This is a genomic window from Prolixibacter sp. SD074 (assembly GCF_009617895.1).
Classification (GTDB): domain Bacteria; phylum Bacteroidota; class Bacteroidia; order Bacteroidales; family Prolixibacteraceae; genus Prolixibacter.
The window spans coordinates 853,510-868,558 of record NZ_BLAW01000001.1; the positions used below are offsets into that span (position 1 = coordinate 853,510).

The window sequence follows — 15,049 nt, forward strand, 5'->3', positions numbered from 1 at the left end:
GCACCATCCGCCCAATGTACTATACACGGTGTTGAACTTAACCTCACTGGCGTTCGGTGGTTTTACAGGCCACCGAAAACCACTATCTTTGAGGCATTTAATCATTTAATTATCTTATTATGACAAATTTAAAAAAAGATTTGAACAGGAAGCGGTTTTACGGAATCTAAGTGAAAGGACACGGAAAAGTTACTGGTGGCACATTGCCGATTACAGTAGCTTTTGCAAAAAAGACCCGGAACAGAGAGTGTAAACATCCAGGAAGGCAAAAGGCTGAAACTACGTAAAGTGCCGCTATCGCCGGTTTTATTTTCTGTTTTAAGAGATTATTACAAAAAGTACAAACCCGGGCATTACTTGATGATGCCAACTATCTTGCCAGCCTGTCGGGAGCTTTGCCCTTGCGAAATAACTAATTGCAATAATTCTCTTACTTTTTTCATGTCTGTTTGCTTCATCGCTTTTCCTTTATTTGAAAAAGCAGGATAAACAGGCCTAATTTAGTGTCCGGATGTTTCCGGAATAGTTGTCCGAATGCTTCCGGAATTTGCAACTGGTACACAAATACCTGAATGCGGGTGTTGTAGTGGACCATAAATTTGAGAGAACGGAAGCAGGTGCATCACAGGGCAGTCCGCTGAGCCCGTTATTGTCCAACATCATGTTACATGAGCTGGACATGGAAATGCAGCGGGGCAAGCTTCGTTTCGTACGCTATGCCGTACATATTCGCCGCCCGTTAACCTTCAAGATATTGGGTTACGGTTTTGTATCCACGTATCGAAAAGGGGAAAAGGGCAAATACCAACTGGTGGCCGGGGTGAAACGTTGGAAAACGCTAAAAGCCAAGTTGAAGGAAATAGCCCGCAAAACAAGCCCGGTGAGTTTTGACCAGCGCATTCAAAAGCTGAAAGAAGTACAACGGGGCCGGATCAACTATTTCAAATCCGCGAGCATATCCAATAAGCCCAACGAACTGGACGGATGGTTACGCAACCGGATACGATATTGCATTTGGACTGACTGGAAAAAACCGGAGCGAAAGCGGAAAAAACCTGATAAGGCTTGGAGTAGGTTTAGATCATGCCTACCAATGGAGCCGGAGCAGGATGGGTGGCGGGGCAGTCTACTCGATTGTGCGGTCGTACTTTTTGTCCTTTTAACTTTTAATCTGCTGATGAATGGTATTTCTATCATTGAACTTTTTGCATTGATGGTTATTACACAGCTAAATTTATAATCCAAAGAACAAACCAACTCCTCCTACTACTAAAGCATAAATCATATTGATAATTTTTACCGCGACAAACCCTTTTTTTGATTCGGCAAGCAATGGCAGCATTCCATGTCCGTCCTGTGAAATGGAGCTTGCCAGTAAAACACTGAATGGAATAGTTCCGGCGGCAAACAAGGTAACAAATACTAAATGAGGCCCGGATTCCGGAATAATACCGATTAAAACAGCAATGAGCAGTACTACGAACATATTATTTGATATCCAATCTTCAACATCGATATAAAGCGTTAAAAAATGCATTAACAATAAAACACCAAATACCCACAAAAAGATACGTGGTAAATGAACTTTAATGATGTGATTCCAGATATGTTCTTTCAGAAAATGGTCAGGAACAGTTACCACAATAAACAATGCAAAAGCAAAGGTAAACATCAGCGTAAATTTAACCCACATTTCAGCTTTACCTGAAAGTACTCCTGTGGCTAATCCAATCATAAGGGCTATTATACCAATGGCAACTGATAAGCGATGTAGAGAAGGATGCAATATATTCGACCAAAATATGTTTTTCTGAAAGCACTTACATTGCTCTTCATCATGCAATTCTAAATTATGCCTTGGCATTTTATTAAGAAGATTTTTGGGGTGATAAAATTTATCGGTAAGATAACCTGCCAAAATTCCCACAACCAAAAGGATTATAGTAAGTATTGCAGCTTGCATGGGGAACATGGCAAACATTACAAAAGCCTCATCACCACTGGTGGCAATCATCGTAGTTACCAGCGCTCCAAACGAAACCAATTGATGCGAAAACAAGGCAACCATCGTAAAAGCTCCCAAACAGCCCGGCAATGCACCCAACAGTCCGGCAATAATGTATTGTTTCCATTTATTCCCTGTAAGATGTTTTTGCCAAACTCCTTTCGATTGAACATTGATGTATTCAATCATCACCATCATGATAAACACAAAACCGGATATCATAATGGATTTTAAAAACATTTTATAAACTTCTTCCATCTTTTTTAAGTGCTTTCATTACCACAAAACTTGCTTTCCCAAAACCTTCAATAACAGGTTGAATTTCATTTATGTCGTCAACTTTACCAAAGATTGTTTGCAGGGTTTCTACTACTGTAAACCCTGTTTGCCCTAATATTTTGTAGAGTTCTTCGGTGCCAAAAAAGACAGCTTCTTTGTAGAACATACTTTTATCTTTGTATTTCAGGTATTCTTTACCCACCGGACTGTCTTTATCGACAAATCCCAAAATTAAAAACCCGTCATCTTTTAAAACCCGGTGAGCCTCTTTAAAAGTTTGGTAAATATCATCGACAAAACATATAGAAGTAATCATAACCGCCCCGTTGACAGATTTATCAGGATAGGGTAACTTTTCTGCCACGGCATTTAATACTTTCAACCCTTTTTGTGCGGCTTTTTGGCGCATGGCTTCTGATGGGTCTATTCCTTCCTTAATTCCCAACGGTTCGGCAAAAATACCGCTGCCAATACCGATTTCTATCACTCCGTCAGTTTGCGTAAGCACTTTTTTAACGGCTTCCAGTTCCGACAAAAATGCATAATGGTTTACTACAAACCAATTATCATATTCATTGGTGTATTTTTGGAAAGCTTCTATTTTTGGCATGATTGTATATTTTTTATATAAAACGAACTTGATTTAAACTGATAATTACATGCCTTTCCATGCCGAAGCTTCGAGTTGTAAGAATTTTTGTTTTTCTTCTTCTGTCATAATCACCACCTGATAATCAAAAGCAACACCCAGGTTTGTTACAGGAAGTTTTACGGAATTGATTAACTGTTCGCCAATAGGTATATTGGGGAATGGGAATGCAAAGGTAACTTCTGCTTTTTCATCGGTTACTTTTACATCTTTAACCAAGCCTAAAGTTATGAGGCTTAAATCAATGGCAGGGTGCATAACACTCGCTATTGTGTTTTCAATTTGTTCTTTTAAAATATTATTCATATTCATTTGTTTTTTATCAGATAGTAAATTTATTTTTTTTGTTTTCACTGCTTTTAACAAACGGACGTATTTTTTTAGATATAAATGTTCGTTAAAATTATCAAAGCCTGCTTCTTTTAATATTGCTTTCCAGTCGCGTTTAATGAAATCAAAGGCATATTTGCATTCTATCTTTTTGAATATAAGCCGATGAAAGGCAGGCATTTTTGTCATATCAAATTCGGCAAAATCGAGTATGTTGAATATCCATTTGTTTTATGGCTTTTTTTATAAAACCACGGTACAAGCCAAACGACATGGTGTTCATGATTTTGTCGTAGTTTTTTGCAACAAATTCTTTGAGTTCAACACCCGAATCGGGATAAATTTTTTCAGCCATAATTTATTTTTTACAATTTATTTTAAAGATAAAGAAAGCCGCCATGGCAATAATCAGCATAAAAAGGACAAAGAACGCGTGATACCCAAACCAGTTGATTATTGCACCTCCCGCGAGGGGAAAAATGGCGGGCAGTATATTTCCGGCACCGGCAAAACCTGTATAAAGAGCCCGGTTTTCGTTTCCTGAAACTTCAAGCAACAAACCATTCATCGAAATGGTAAACAGAGAAAACACAATTCCGCCAAGCACAAAAATATATTTGATTGATGTTACATCTTTTATAATAAAAGCTAAGAAAACGAGAAAAAGCGATAGCAAAACATTGCTGTAAAGAAGCAGGTTGTATTTTATTTTTGTTGCCCCCATCAACACTAAAAGACTAACAAAAACAATTCCTATAACCTTGTAAATAAGAAATATGCCTATATCGGCATTTTGGGTATTAAAAGTTTCTTTGGCATACAAAATTATAAAAGGTAAAAACGAAATTGCAATTCCCTGTGTGTTAATATAGCCGAGAAAATAACCCAGTTTTTTATTTTGTTTCAGTTCGGTTTGTAATACCTTAAAAAACGACTTCATTCCCGAAATTTTCAACCTTGACGGTACAACTTCTTTTATGCTCCAAAAACCAGCGGTTGCAATTAACAATAATGTTGCACCGATAAAAAACATAAAAGTGTAATTTATCGGATATTCTTTCCAATCTAATAAACGTTTTACTAAAAATGCCGAGCTAAGTACAACTACACCAGATATAATCTGCCTGGTTGAAAAAAAGGTTTTGCGTTTATTCTGATTGACTGATTTTCCTAAAATATCAACGTAACTGATATTTGTAAAAGCACCGGCAAGAGAGAATACTGTTATAAAAAAGAATATTAGCCACAAGACATAACCCTGCTGTCCGTCTTGTAATAAGAACAATATCGCGCTCAAGCCAAACAGGGCAAAAATCCGGGTGTTAATTCCGAGTAAAAGGTATTTCTTTTTGTAGATTTTATTACTTATAAATGGAGCAAAAAAAATTTGCGTAAATCTTGATCCGCCCAGCATTATTGCGGTTAAAATTCCAATATGCATGGCGCCACCGCCTGCTTCTACAACCATCGACGGGATTATGGTATCCACATCCATAAAATTTTTAGCGAAAGCCAAAAAAGTGGCATGCCATAAAAATGCCTTAAAATTATGACTTGATATTTTTTTTGTTAATTCCATGCAATTGTTTATCGCTATTTATGCTTCAGTTCATAAAAAACGCCCCTTTCGAGACTTTTTGTTATAATTTTTCCTTCGGTTTCGAGCGTGCCAAGGTATTTATTGATTTCATTTACGTGAATACCCAATAAGCGATGTAAATCGTCGAGCGTGCAGGGCCTTCGGGCAATGGTTTCCAGGATGGCCGATTCCACATCGCTGCGATAAGATTCGATAGTTGTGCGCTCAACCTCGCTTGCAATAATTTCAACATTTGAAAATCCCCAAAAATCAATGATATGCTGCAATTCTTCTTTTGTTAAAGGAATGAGTCCTTCTACGGTTCCGGGACGGTCTAAGGTATTGAGCTGTACACTGTCGGGTTTTATTTTTTTAATGGCTTCTTTCAGCCTTATTAATTCGTCTTTGGAATCATTGTAACCTTTTAAAAACAGGACTTCCAACCAGATTTTACCCTCGTATTCTTTTCGAAAATCAATCATTCCCTGTATGTAGTTTTGTAGTGAAAGTTCGGGGGCAGGGCGATTTATTTTTTCAAAAGCTTCTTGTCCGGCAGCATCTAACGAAGGTAAAATGACATCTGCTTTTAGCAATTCTTTTCGCAGGTTTTTGTCAGACAGCAGTGTCCCGTTTGTTAATACAGCCGTTTTTACATCAGGATAATTATCTTTGACAAAATTCAGCACATCACCAATCCGACTGTTAAGCGTTGGTTCGCCCGAACCGGAAAAAGTGATATAATCAATTGTAGGATTGTTGCTCATAAAATCTTTGAGTTCAGCAATCACTTTATCGTATTTTACGTATTCAAGCCTATCGGTCGTTAGTTTGGTGGTTTTCCCTACTTCACAATACACGCAATTTAGCGAGCACACTTTTTTAGGGATTAAATCAATCCCAAGCGACATTCCCAACCTTCGCGAAGGTACCGGGCCAAAGAGATATTTATACATTTATTTTAGTTTTGAATTAATGTGCCCATCAGGCATCATGTTGTCCGGGTGATAAATACCCGCTTCTTCTTTTTGATAGCGGACACATGCTGTCCAATTTCCAAAACAATACTGTTGTATCCATGACTCATCTATTTTACCTTGTTCCCGATAAAATTTCATGGGACAAACCGGGAACCATTTGCATTTTTTGTGCTTATAATCAATCATATGATAGTCTGGTTTGTTCATTAAAAAGAGTAGGTGCAATGAGTTCCTGCCATTCTTCAGATTCCCATGTTTTTAACTTTTGATGGGTTAACCAATATTTTTGCGGGATGGGATGCGTGCCTACAACCACCGGAATTTTATATTTTTCTTCAATAAACTGCTTAAAATAAGTCGTATAAGGACATGGTGGGTAGCCTACTACCAAACCGGTGGCCAGATGTATCACTTCAACCCCGTTTTTAATCATTTCTTCGGGAGCATGTTCAATGTTTCCGCCCGGGCAGCCGCCACATGTAGTATAAGCCGCCAGTTCTAAGTTGGTGTCATCATCATACGTGCTAAATGCCCCTTCATGGTTTTTCATGGCACGAAAGCATTTCCCGCCGGCGCAATTCCGATAGCGGTCGCAAATAATGATTCCTAATTTCTTTGATTTTGTCATTTTTATTTATTTAAGTATGAATATTTGCAAAAAAATTTCGTTGAAAAAACTTAATCATGGTATTTCTTTTCCTTAATCTCGAAGCAGTTACCTGATTTATCCCAAATAAACAGAAGATTTGGCTTGTTATCCCTTTGAATATTGTTGACTTTATAGCCTTTATTTATGCACCGGGTTATTAGTTCATCTCTATTGGACATTTCAAGACAGACATGTGCAAGCCCTTTATTTATATTTTCAGGTAAAACAAACAATTCAAAAGCTACCTGGTCGTTTTTGCACAAATAAGCAGGTAAACTTTTATCAATTCCGAAAATAGTATGACTTAAAGTAGTCGGTAATTCAAATTGATATTCGATATGAAATCCAAGAATGTTCTGGTAAAAATCAATTACCTCATCAACAGAATTAATATTTAATGCGACATGGTTTATTTTCATCTATCCCTTATTCCTTTTTTCGTTCAATAATTCTTCCCGAATCATTGTATGGCCACATTTCGGACATTTTAGTGTAGTACACTTTACTCCCTGTTGATGCGGTATTTTTTCACCACATTTGGCGCAAATGCAAAACCCTCCAACACTGTATCCTCCGCCGTTATTTCTTCCTCTGCCGCCGCCGGTTCCTTGTCCGTGGCCCAGGCCAAAACCGCTGTTTCTTTCTAATTCAGACATTTTAATATAGTTTTAAGTTTGTTTGTGTTAAATTTTCTTTGCTGTTTTATAAGCGCCATGAATTGCATCTTGTGCTTTACCGGGTTTTAGGGCATCACCAATAATGTGAATGGGTTTATCCTGTTTTATATTTTTAAACGGATTATACGATTTCATTCCGGTAGCCAATACGATAACATCAATATTTTCTATGGTTTGCTTATAATCCGGTCCTTCGATTTGAACCTTATCATCACAAATTTTTTGGACTTTTGTGTTCAAAAAAACATTTACGTTTTCGTGTTGAAGTGTTTTCAAAGTAAATTTTTGTTCAAGCAATTCCATTCCTCTGGCAATTTCGCTCAGCATTTCAACGAGAAAAACGTTGTTTCCTTTTGATAGTAATTTAACGGCTATCTCTGTTCCTATCAATCCGCCACCCACTACAAGAACCCGTTTATTTTCAGGTAAATTGTGGTTTTCTAGCACTTCAGCCCAATAGTATTTTTTCAGTCCTTCAATTGGAGGTATAGCAGGTTTTGAACCTGTTGCCACTATTATTTCATCGAAATTTGAAAAATCTTCAATGCTTGCCCCCTTTTTAACAATTTCTATATTTCTGTCCTGAATTTCTTTTTTCAAATAATCCACAATTTTTATCAGAGAGTCTTTGTGTGGAGGCAAAGGAGCCAGCAGAAACTGTCCTCCAAGTTTGTCTTTTTCATAAAGGGTTACTTTATGACCACGTTGGTGAAGTGAAATAGCGGCCTGCATGCCGGCAAGCCCGCCACCGACAATCACAATATTCTTGTTTACAGATGCTTTTTCAATAACTTCTTTTTCGTGTCCGACAGCAGGATTTACCGAACATCCGAGGCCATTGCCACTTCTTACACCGCCCAGACAACCTTCGCTACATGCTAAGCACGGACGAAGATTACCTTTTACTTTACCTAAATATTTGCCTGCAAATTCAGGGTCTGCTAATAATGCGCGGCCTATGGCAACGAAATCTGCCTTAAATTCATTTAGAACTTTATCAACATCTTTAAACTCATTGATTTGACCGACGTAAATTACGGGAATACCTGCTGCTTCTTTAATTTTATTGGCCAATTCCCACGTTTTACCTTTAGGAACAAACATGTGTTGAAAAAACCAGGGTGGAGTACTGCAAGCCGTTCCTGCCGATACATGAATTGCCTCTACTGACTTTTCTTTTAATATTTTTGAAAACTGAATCATTTCATCCACCTTAATTCCGTCAGGAATCATTTCATCACCACTTATTCTGACAATTACAGGTAGATGGGTAGCAGATTTTACTGCATCTAAAATCTGTAAAGGAAACCTTACCCTGTTTTCAAAACTTCCGCCGTAATCATCAGTTCTGTTGTTGACCTTTGGAGAAATAAACTGAGCTGCGAGATAGCCATGCCCGAATTGTAACTCGATAATATCAAAACCTGCTTTTTCTGCTCTTTTGGCGGCATTGGCAAATAAACTCACAACTTGTTTAATATCATTTGCATCCATTTGCTTTGGACTTGCACCACCATTTTCGCAGGCTATATCGGTTGACGACACGAAATAATTTCCCGGAATTTTGGGGTTTGTCATACGGCCCGGATGATTCAGGTGGGCAATGACTTTTGTGTCAAACTGATGAATGGTATCGGTCAGTTTTTTTAATCCTTCAATTTTGTCGTCGCTGTCAATACCCATTTGAGTTGGCAATTCTCTCAATCCTTTGTCTAAATAAAGAGGTTCGGGTGTTAAAGCTCCAATAAACCCGCTTCTGGCTTTGTAAAACTCCAGATGCCTTTCGGTAACTACACCTGTATTATCGCTATATCCTGTTTTTACAGGCGCAAATATGAATTTGTTTTTTAAATTTAACATATTGCCAGGTTTAAAATAAACATTTACTATTTAACAGGATCCCATACAACCAGTATTAAAGCTCCTTTTTTAGACCAGACTCATTTAAGTTTTCAATATAGCCGGTAATACTTGTGCCCGGCTATGATTGGCCATTTCTTTAATGTGGTTCAATGTATCAGCCGAAACAGGGATTTGAATTTCGTTGCGATTAAAGTGTCCGGCTTTTAGCCGTTCGATAGTTATGTATAATCTGAAAGGTTCTTTTTCGCTACGAGATAAAATCAGATTGTCAGCCATTTCCTCTAACTGTGCTATTTCTTCTTTTTTTGCCGATGTGCTTACTGAAATAATATAGGTTAAATGAGTATTACGTTTTATTGTTTCTTTGATTTTACTAAAAATAAGCGCTCCATAAGTGGGTGAAAAGAGTAAAAGATTTAAAGCTGAGACGAAAACCATGATGCCCGGACCATTATCGGGCAATTGTTTTGTAGCGAAACCAACAGCCTGTTCCCAAACTACCGGTTTTACCAGGTTGGCATCAACAAGCTGTTTGTTTATTTGCTCATAGCCCTGTATTTGTGTATTGAGACGAATGAAAATAATGTTTTCATCAAAGTCATTCATGTCTGTTCCTGTAATATTTTTTACGCTTTTTGCCACAAATTCAGGGGAAGGATATTGCAATGAAATGATAACAGCACTTCCCCCGCTTTTTAACCACGATGATAAAAAGTATTCCCCGATAAGCGGCTTCCCTGAGCCTCCAGGCCCGGTAATGATGGTTGTCGATTTTACGGGCAATCCGTCGGGGATAATTTTATTAAACCAGTCAATATTTGTTTTTAACGTTTCCATTTTAATTATTCTTAAGTTCTTGTAGTTGCATTCCTTTTAAGTATTCTACTATTTTTTGTTTCATAATGTCGGTTTCGGGCATACCTCTGATTTTTTTCACCATTCGTAAAATGGGTTCATAGCGCTTGTGTCCAAGTTCTTTTTGAAGTTTTAGAGCCGAAACATTTTCTCCTGTTGCACTCAGGTAGGCAATAACGGACAGCCAATATTGTAGCGGTAAATTACTGTTCTCCATAATAGTGCCTTTTTTTAATGAAGTTCTGTAATTACATTCTTTACACTCAAATTTTTTTTTGTCATTCTTCCAATAATGTGTTTTATTTTTGCATTTTTTACAAATTATTCCTTGTTGCTCCTTGATCTCCTTTAAAATCCGGATACAAATTTCTTCTTTACTAAAAAATTTATAGTAATCTCTAAATTTCTTCATAATGTAAAGATAACAAAATTAGGTCAAATAGCGGATAATTATTTAAAAATAAATTATCGAAAGGAAATTTATACAAAACACGAATTAAAACACAATTGGGCGTGCATTTTGAGCGCAGTTACCCAAAAAAAGGCAGTAAGTATGCAAACCTACTGCCTTTTTTCAGGGCCCAACTGTGCCTTAATTCCTAAAATGTTATGCTTTCGTACTTTTTTATTCGAATTTGATGGAAATGTCTAAATGTCCACCTAATCCTTCGTTAATGATTCTTTGTAATGTCGAAAATCGGATGTCTTTTAAATTTCTTTCCAATTTTGAAATGTAGGATTTGTTTGTTCCTGCTAGTTCAGCCAATTGTTCTTGGGTGAGACCTTTATCCTCTCTGGCTTGTTGAATTAATACTCCAAGTTTGAAAGCGTCATATTCTGTTTCAAATTCCTCACGTTTTTCAGTTCCTCTTTTGCCGATTTTTTCATCGACAAACTGGTCAAGGCTTTTCATGTTTTTATTTTTTGCTTTCATAATATTCTTTTTTTATTTGTTCTGCTCTCTCAATTTGTTGTTTTTGTGTTTTTTGTGTTTTCTTTTGAAACCCGTGACCTACAACTACGATATTGTCCAAGTCGAAAAAGCAAAAAATCCTAAAAATGTTATTTCCTACTTGAACCCTAATTTCGTAAAGTCCAGTCGTGTTTTTCAGATGTTTTAAATAATTCTCGGGAATTCGGTCAATTTCCTCAATGACCTTTAAGGTCCAAATAATTTTCTTTTTTACCTTATCGGTTTGGTCTTCGTAAAAATCCTCAAAGTAATTTTTGAAGAAATATAGTTCCCGTTTTTATTCATAGAACAAATATACAAAAAGTCGTCCAATTAGACAACTTTTCATTTCTTTTGTATGAAGCACAACAACGTAGTTGTATACTGCAGGTGCGTTATATATTGTATATGCTTTGTTTTTCAATCGTCTGTTAATCTATGTTTTTACCCTTCAAAAAGATGTCCAGCGGACTTTTTATTTTTGCAAGAGATTTAGTGCTCACGTGGGTGTAAATCTCTGTTGTTGTACTCGATTCATGTTTTGGTATTGTTTGGAGGGGCGCCCCATATCCATTTCGGGTTCAGGGTGACAATGGCTACTTGTTCGTTCGATTTGGTGATCGATTCTCATCTTGTTAGTTATTTCGGTTCCTCAATGTAGAAAAATTGCTCAAAACCGGGCATCGGGTTCCCCATCCAAACCCCTTTTCCGGTTGTCATAATTTTCGTTCACCTGCCAGATCCGACCGTTCACCATAAAAAATCGGCCACTCGTCAAAATGTTTGGCACAAAAGAGCTTTTTTACTTAAGTTGAAAACTTATTCGTTTACAGGACAGGAAAACGGGAACTTTTGAGCGATGTGGGAACAGCGGGGCAGGAAGGCGGGGCTTTCTTTTTTTGTGTCTTTAGCCATTGGCCCGCATCTTGGGACTAATGATTGTTCAGAGGTGCAGACACGGTTTCGTGTACGCTATCATAATAGGGCTCGATGTGTACGCCGATGTGTGTTTGGCGTCCGTATTTGTCCCGCATTTGCCGCTCTACTTCGGTGGCAATCATGTGGGCCGCTTCCACCGAAAGTTCTTTGTCCACTTTTACATGTACTTCAATAGCAAAGTAATTCCCAATTTTTCGGGTCCGTAAATTGTGATAAGCTTTTACACCCGAAACTCCCTGGATGGTGGCTGCAATTTCGTCCTCTAGTTTTTTGGGCAATGAACTTTCGAGCAACTCTTTCACGCTTGGATTCGCCAGGTCCCAGGCAACTTTTACAATAAAGAGACTAACGATGATACTGGCAATGGGATCGAGTACCCGCCATTTCTCACCCAGAAAAATTGCTCCGGAAATTCCGATGGCGGTTCCAACCGAGGAAAAAGCATCGGAGCGATGATGCCATGCATTGGCGATCACCGCCGAACTGTTGATTCTTTTCCCGGTCTTTATGGTGTACCAATACAAACCCTCTTTAAGAAGAATGGCTACCAGGGCGGCTACCAGCGCAATGATTCCGGGTTGGGTAATGATTTCTCCTTTCAGGGCGCTGATGACCTTTTGTAATCCGGTCCAGAAAATGCCGACACCTACCACCATTAATCCAAAACTAATCAACATGGTGGCAAATGTTTCAAATTTCCCATGTCCGTAATGATGGTCACCGTCCCGCTCTTTGCTGGATGCCCGGATGAATACCAGGACAATGATGTCGGTGACAAAATCGGAAAGCGAGTGAATGCCGTCGGCCAGCATAGCACCACTTTTCCCAACTATTCCAGCCATTATTTTACCAACGGATAGTAACAAGTTGGTGAAAAATCCAACCAGTGTCACCTTGTTTACCTGTTTTAACCGATCAACGTTCTCAATCATGAATGCTCTTCCGAATTTTATGTTTCCTGCTAAAGGTGCATGGATGTTAAATTACGCCAAATTCTCAGATATATACCACTAAAACGTGTTTGAATTAATTCTATATATGCCAGTTATAATTGTTCCTGTTGTTCGCTCAAAACCTTCGACCTTCGACCTTTGACCTTTGACTTTTGACTTTCAACCTTTGACTTTTGACTTTTGACTTTTAAATCATATCGTGTTCTAAAAAACAAGCGCACCGGTCACCAGCTACTACGTAGGGGTTATGCAGGTAGAAGTTCCACGCAAAACCCGCAAAGAACCGCAAAAGGTTTTCCACTGATGGCGCGCACGGATGGATCTTGATAGATAAACACCGAGTTCCTGTTGTTAGGATTGTTCCTGTTGTTCGCTCAAAACCTTCGACCTTCGACCTTCGACCTTCGACCTTCGACTTTTGACCTTTGACTTTTGACTTTTGACTTTCAACCTTTGACTTTTGACTTTTGACTTTTGACTTTTGACTTTTAAATCATATCGTGTTGTAAAAAACAAGTGCACCGGTCACCAGCTACTACGTAGGGGTTATGCAGGTAGAAGTTCCACGCAAAACCCGCAAAGATACCCGCAAAGAACCGCAAAAGGTTTTCTACTGATGGCGCGCACGGATGGATCTTGATAGATAAACACCGAGTTCCTGTTGTTAGGATTGTTCCTGTTGTTCGCTCAAAACCTTCGACCTTCGACCTTCGACCTTTGACCTTTGACCTTTGACAATTACAGGTTGCGCTATCGCCTTCCCGTTTTCCTCGAAATCGAACATTACCATCACATCCTGTGCTTCGGCAGCTATTTCACCTTTGTCGTTCAGTATTTGGTGGTAAACGCCAAAGCTTGTTTTCTTAATGAAATTAATTCTGGAACGGATGGCCCAAATCTGGCGCTTGCCGTCCTTCAGTTTTGGAACTACCCGGTGCACCTTTCCCCTGGTGACGAAGCTGATGAACGGAGCATTGATTTCCACGGACTCATAATCGATAAAATGGTCGAGGGCACTTTCCACACCTACCAGCAGCTCTTCAAAGTCGTGCTGATGAGGTTCATTGCCCGACGCCGCTATTTCCCTGGCTCCTTCCTCTGTGAGCTTGTATATATCGAAGAGTTGCTTCATGGCAACCAAAGATAAAGAATCGGAGCTTTTTCCATGTATGGTGCCTGCAATTATTTGTAATGCGACCTGGGTGAGCCTCTCTTTTTCTTTTGCCGGTTTTCTCCTCTATATGTTTTCTAAAGAGAAAGTGGAAGATGAGTTTATTGAACGCCTCCGCTACATGAGCCTGGCGAAATCGTTGCTCCTAACCTGGCTGATAGCATCGGTTTTATTCCTTACCAGCGATGAATTGCAGCTGAGGGGATTTTATATTCTGCAATTCCAGCTCTTCTTATATGTGGTGATTTATAATTACTACAAGAAATGGAAGTTTATGGTCGCTTACCCCTTTAAAGCATGTGTTGTGAAAAATTTGTTGAAAGTAGAACGGGCCAAAAAAAATCTCACACAAGCTGATTTGGCTAAGCTGGTTTTTGTCAGCCGGCAAACCATTAATGCTATCGAGTCTGGAAAATATGTTCCATCATCGGTGCTTGCATTAAAAATAGCACAGGTTTTCGAAACAAGCGTTAATGAGATTTTTGAATTGGAAGAGTCTGATTGGGCGAAATAATAAGCCACCCGTGTAGGATGGATGAGCATCCTGTTGCGGGTGGCTTTTGGCTATTTGGTTCAATTCGGATTTCAATAATCCAGTGTCACAATGCGTCCTTTCGTAAAATTGAAGAACTTGTCTTTCTGCGCTACCTGAACGCCTTCCATCAAATCATCCGGTGTGTAGCCGGCGATTTTCAGACAGGTGGGACAAGCCATCACCGGAATACCCTTGTCGACCAGTTGCTTCACATAGGTGTGGAACGATTCAAAGTCTGTATAGGTCATGTCCTTGGCATTTTTCACCAACAGTTCCACTGCATGGATATCCATATAAACAACTACGTCTTTATCCGTGGCCATCATGGTGGCCATCTTTAGTGGCATTAATACCCGGTGCGGGTCGTCATAGCCTTGGGTGATGTGAATAAATACTCCATCTTTGGGGGCAACGGCTTCGGCAACCGTTTTTTGCCCTTCGGTGGAAACACTGCTTGTTTTTGGTTTTTGGTTACAAGAGACGAACAATAATCCAATTAAAAGTAAGAATCCTAAGTTTTTCATTGTATTAGTTATTTGGTTAACGAAATCTGGCCTTGCGGCTTTATTAGTTGTTTGAATAATGAGTGGGGGTTACTGCTTCAGGTTTAGGATCTCAAGATACGAAAAACCCATG

19 protein-coding genes and 1 pseudogene are annotated in these 15,049 nt (G+C 38.8%); 2 read left to right on the forward strand and 18 right to left on the reverse strand.

Translation table 11 applies throughout. The features are described 5' to 3' along the window. The first annotated feature begins 547 nt into the window (after positions 1-547). Positions 548-1,240: a group II intron maturase-specific domain-containing protein gene (locus GJU82_RS03655; protein ID WP_228488555.1), complete on the forward strand. Its 693-nt coding sequence runs from the start codon at positions 548-550 to the stop codon at positions 1,238-1,240. Here the strand turns inward: GJU82_RS03655 and GJU82_RS03660 are convergent. From GJU82_RS03660 to GJU82_RS03745, 17 genes and pseudogenes are all read right to left on the reverse strand, one after another. Then, positions 1,235-2,263: a putative manganese transporter gene (locus GJU82_RS03660; protein WP_153630910.1), complete on the reverse strand. Its 1,029-nt coding sequence runs from the start codon at positions 2,261-2,263 to the stop codon at positions 1,235-1,237. The two genes, GJU82_RS03655 and GJU82_RS03660, sit on opposite strands and share 6 nt — an antisense overlap. Beyond that, positions 2,247-2,894, reverse strand: coding sequence for a class I SAM-dependent methyltransferase (locus GJU82_RS03665; protein WP_153630911.1), 648 nt, complete (start codon positions 2,892-2,894; stop codon positions 2,247-2,249). The genes GJU82_RS03660 and GJU82_RS03665 overlap by 17 nt, the downstream gene beginning before the upstream one ends. Positions 2,895-2,939: 45 nt before the next feature. Further along, positions 2,940-3,452, reverse strand: a complete 513-nt coding sequence (locus tag GJU82_RS03670) for an iron-sulfur cluster assembly protein (protein ID WP_153630912.1) — start codon at positions 3,450-3,452, stop codon at positions 2,940-2,942. A gap of 1 nt (position 3,453) precedes the next feature. Further along, on the reverse strand, positions 3,454-3,618 hold the full coding sequence (locus GJU82_RS03675; protein ID WP_153630913.1) for a hypothetical protein: 165 nt from the start codon (positions 3,616-3,618) through the stop codon (positions 3,454-3,456). A gap of 3 nt (positions 3,619-3,621) precedes the next feature. Then, positions 3,622-4,842 carry an MFS transporter gene (locus GJU82_RS03680; protein WP_153630914.1) on the reverse strand — a complete coding sequence of 407 codons (1,221 nt, stop codon included), beginning with the start codon at positions 4,840-4,842 and terminating at the stop codon, positions 3,622-3,624. A 14-nt stretch (positions 4,843-4,856) separates the two neighbouring features. Next, entirely contained in the window at positions 4,857-5,795 is a 939-nt protein-coding gene (locus tag GJU82_RS03685) for a radical SAM protein (protein ID WP_153630915.1), read from the reverse strand. Continuing rightward, a complete protein-coding gene (locus GJU82_RS03690) occupies positions 5,796-6,005 on the reverse strand; it encodes a uracil-DNA glycosylase (protein ID WP_153630916.1) in 210 nt (69 codons plus the stop codon). Next, positions 5,998-6,447 (reverse strand): CGGC domain-containing protein, encoded by a 450-nt coding sequence (locus tag GJU82_RS03695; RefSeq protein ID WP_153630917.1) that lies wholly within the window; start codon positions 6,445-6,447, stop codon positions 5,998-6,000. The genes GJU82_RS03690 and GJU82_RS03695 overlap by 8 nt, the downstream gene beginning before the upstream one ends. 50 nt (positions 6,448-6,497) lie before the next feature. Further along, a complete protein-coding gene (locus GJU82_RS03700) occupies positions 6,498-6,887 on the reverse strand; it encodes a VOC family protein (protein ID WP_153630918.1) in 390 nt (129 codons plus the stop codon). Next, positions 6,888-7,124: a hypothetical protein gene (locus tag GJU82_RS03705; protein WP_153630919.1), complete on the reverse strand. Its 237-nt coding sequence runs from the start codon at positions 7,122-7,124 to the stop codon at positions 6,888-6,890. It abuts the gene before it with no gap. 27 nt (positions 7,125-7,151) lie between these two features. Next, positions 7,152-9,005, reverse strand: coding sequence for an NAD(P)/FAD-dependent oxidoreductase (locus GJU82_RS03710; RefSeq protein WP_153630920.1), 1,854 nt, complete (start codon positions 9,003-9,005; stop codon positions 7,152-7,154). A gap of 84 nt (positions 9,006-9,089) precedes the next feature. Then, positions 9,090-9,845, reverse strand: coding sequence for an ATPase domain-containing protein (locus tag GJU82_RS03715; protein ID WP_153630921.1), 756 nt, complete (start codon positions 9,843-9,845; stop codon positions 9,090-9,092). Position 9,846: 1 nt separating this feature from the next. Next, complete coding sequence (locus tag GJU82_RS03720) at positions 9,847-10,275, reverse strand: hypothetical protein (protein ID WP_153630922.1); 429 nt, start codon at positions 10,273-10,275, stop codon at positions 9,847-9,849. 213 nt (positions 10,276-10,488) lie between these two features. Next, on the reverse strand, positions 10,489-10,797 hold the full coding sequence (locus GJU82_RS03725; RefSeq protein WP_153630923.1) for a helix-turn-helix domain-containing protein: 309 nt from the start codon (positions 10,795-10,797) through the stop codon (positions 10,489-10,491). Then, positions 10,781-11,053 (reverse strand): annotated as a pseudogene (locus GJU82_RS17880) (type II toxin-antitoxin system RelE/ParE family toxin); the annotation flags it as partial. The pseudogene GJU82_RS17880 and the gene GJU82_RS03725, both read right to left, overlap by 17 nt. Positions 11,054-11,747: 694 nt before the next feature. Beyond that, positions 11,748-12,686 (reverse strand): cation diffusion facilitator family transporter, encoded by a 939-nt coding sequence (locus GJU82_RS03740; protein ID WP_153630924.1) that lies wholly within the window; start codon positions 12,684-12,686, stop codon positions 11,748-11,750. Between the two features lie 685 nt (positions 12,687-13,371). Continuing rightward, positions 13,372-13,839 carry a hypothetical protein gene (locus GJU82_RS03745; RefSeq protein ID WP_153630925.1) on the reverse strand — a complete coding sequence of 156 codons (468 nt, stop codon included), beginning with the start codon at positions 13,837-13,839 and terminating at the stop codon, positions 13,372-13,374. Here GJU82_RS03745 and GJU82_RS17370 point away from each other — a divergent pair. Beyond that, complete coding sequence (locus GJU82_RS17370) at positions 13,838-14,392, forward strand: helix-turn-helix transcriptional regulator (RefSeq protein ID WP_228488556.1); 555 nt, start codon at positions 13,838-13,840, stop codon at positions 14,390-14,392. The two genes, GJU82_RS03745 and GJU82_RS17370, sit on opposite strands and share 2 nt — an antisense overlap. 71 nt (positions 14,393-14,463) lie before the next feature. On the opposite strand, the gene GJU82_RS03755 is transcribed toward GJU82_RS17370, so the two are convergent. Further along, positions 14,464-14,937: a DsrE family protein gene (locus tag GJU82_RS03755; protein ID WP_153630926.1), complete on the reverse strand. Its 474-nt coding sequence runs from the start codon at positions 14,935-14,937 to the stop codon at positions 14,464-14,466. Positions 14,938-15,049 lie beyond the last annotated feature (112 nt).

What these genes read in the sequence shown, in the direction of transcription:
- GJU82_RS03660 (WP_153630910.1), bottom strand. Translation starts at nt 2,263, where the DNA reads ATGGAAGAAGTTTATAAAATGTTTTTAAAATCCATTATGATATCCGGT.
- GJU82_RS03665 (WP_153630911.1), bottom strand. Translation starts at nt 2,894, where the DNA reads ATGCCAAAAATAGAAGCTTTCCAAAAATACACCAATGAATATGATAAT.
- GJU82_RS03670 (WP_153630912.1), bottom strand. Translation starts at nt 3,452, where the DNA reads ATGACAAAAATGCCTGCCTTTCATCGGCTTATATTCAAAAAGATAGAA.
- GJU82_RS03675 (WP_153630913.1), bottom strand. Translation starts at nt 3,618, where the DNA reads ATGGCTGAAAAAATTTATCCCGATTCGGGTGTTGAACTCAAAGAATTT.
- GJU82_RS03680 (WP_153630914.1), bottom strand. Translation starts at nt 4,842, where the DNA reads ATGGAATTAACAAAAAAAATATCAAGTCATAATTTTAAGGCATTTTTA.
- GJU82_RS03685 (WP_153630915.1), bottom strand. Translation starts at nt 5,795, where the DNA reads ATGTATAAATATCTCTTTGGCCCGGTACCTTCGCGAAGGTTGGGAATG.
- GJU82_RS03690 (WP_153630916.1), bottom strand. Translation starts at nt 6,005, where the DNA reads ATGATTGATTATAAGCACAAAAAATGCAAATGGTTCCCGGTTTGTCCC.
- GJU82_RS03695 (WP_153630917.1), bottom strand. Translation starts at nt 6,447, where the DNA reads ATGACAAAATCAAAGAAATTAGGAATCATTATTTGCGACCGCTATCGG.
- GJU82_RS03700 (WP_153630918.1), bottom strand. Translation starts at nt 6,887, where the DNA reads ATGAAAATAAACCATGTCGCATTAAATATTAATTCTGTTGATGAGGTA.
- GJU82_RS03705 (WP_153630919.1), bottom strand. Translation starts at nt 7,124, where the DNA reads ATGTCTGAATTAGAAAGAAACAGCGGTTTTGGCCTGGGCCACGGACAA.
- GJU82_RS03710 (WP_153630920.1), bottom strand. Translation starts at nt 9,005, where the DNA reads ATGTTAAATTTAAAAAACAAATTCATATTTGCGCCTGTAAAAACAGGA.
- GJU82_RS03715 (WP_153630921.1), bottom strand. Translation starts at nt 9,845, where the DNA reads ATGGAAACGTTAAAAACAAATATTGACTGGTTTAATAAAATTATCCCC.
- GJU82_RS03720 (WP_153630922.1), bottom strand. Translation starts at nt 10,275, where the DNA reads ATGAAGAAATTTAGAGATTACTATAAATTTTTTAGTAAAGAAGAAATT.
- GJU82_RS03725 (WP_153630923.1), bottom strand. Translation starts at nt 10,797, where the DNA reads ATGAAAGCAAAAAATAAAAACATGAAAAGCCTTGACCAGTTTGTCGAT.
- GJU82_RS03740 (WP_153630924.1), bottom strand. Translation starts at nt 12,686, where the DNA reads ATGATTGAGAACGTTGATCGGTTAAAACAGGTAAACAAGGTGACACTG.
- GJU82_RS17370 (WP_228488556.1), top strand. Translation starts at nt 13,838, where the DNA reads ATGGCAACCAAAGATAAAGAATCGGAGCTTTTTCCATGTATGGTGCCT.
- GJU82_RS03745 (WP_153630925.1), bottom strand. Translation starts at nt 13,839, where the DNA reads ATGAAGCAACTCTTCGATATATACAAGCTCACAGAGGAAGGAGCCAGG.
- GJU82_RS03755 (WP_153630926.1), bottom strand. Translation starts at nt 14,937, where the DNA reads ATGAAAAACTTAGGATTCTTACTTTTAATTGGATTATTGTTCGTCTCT.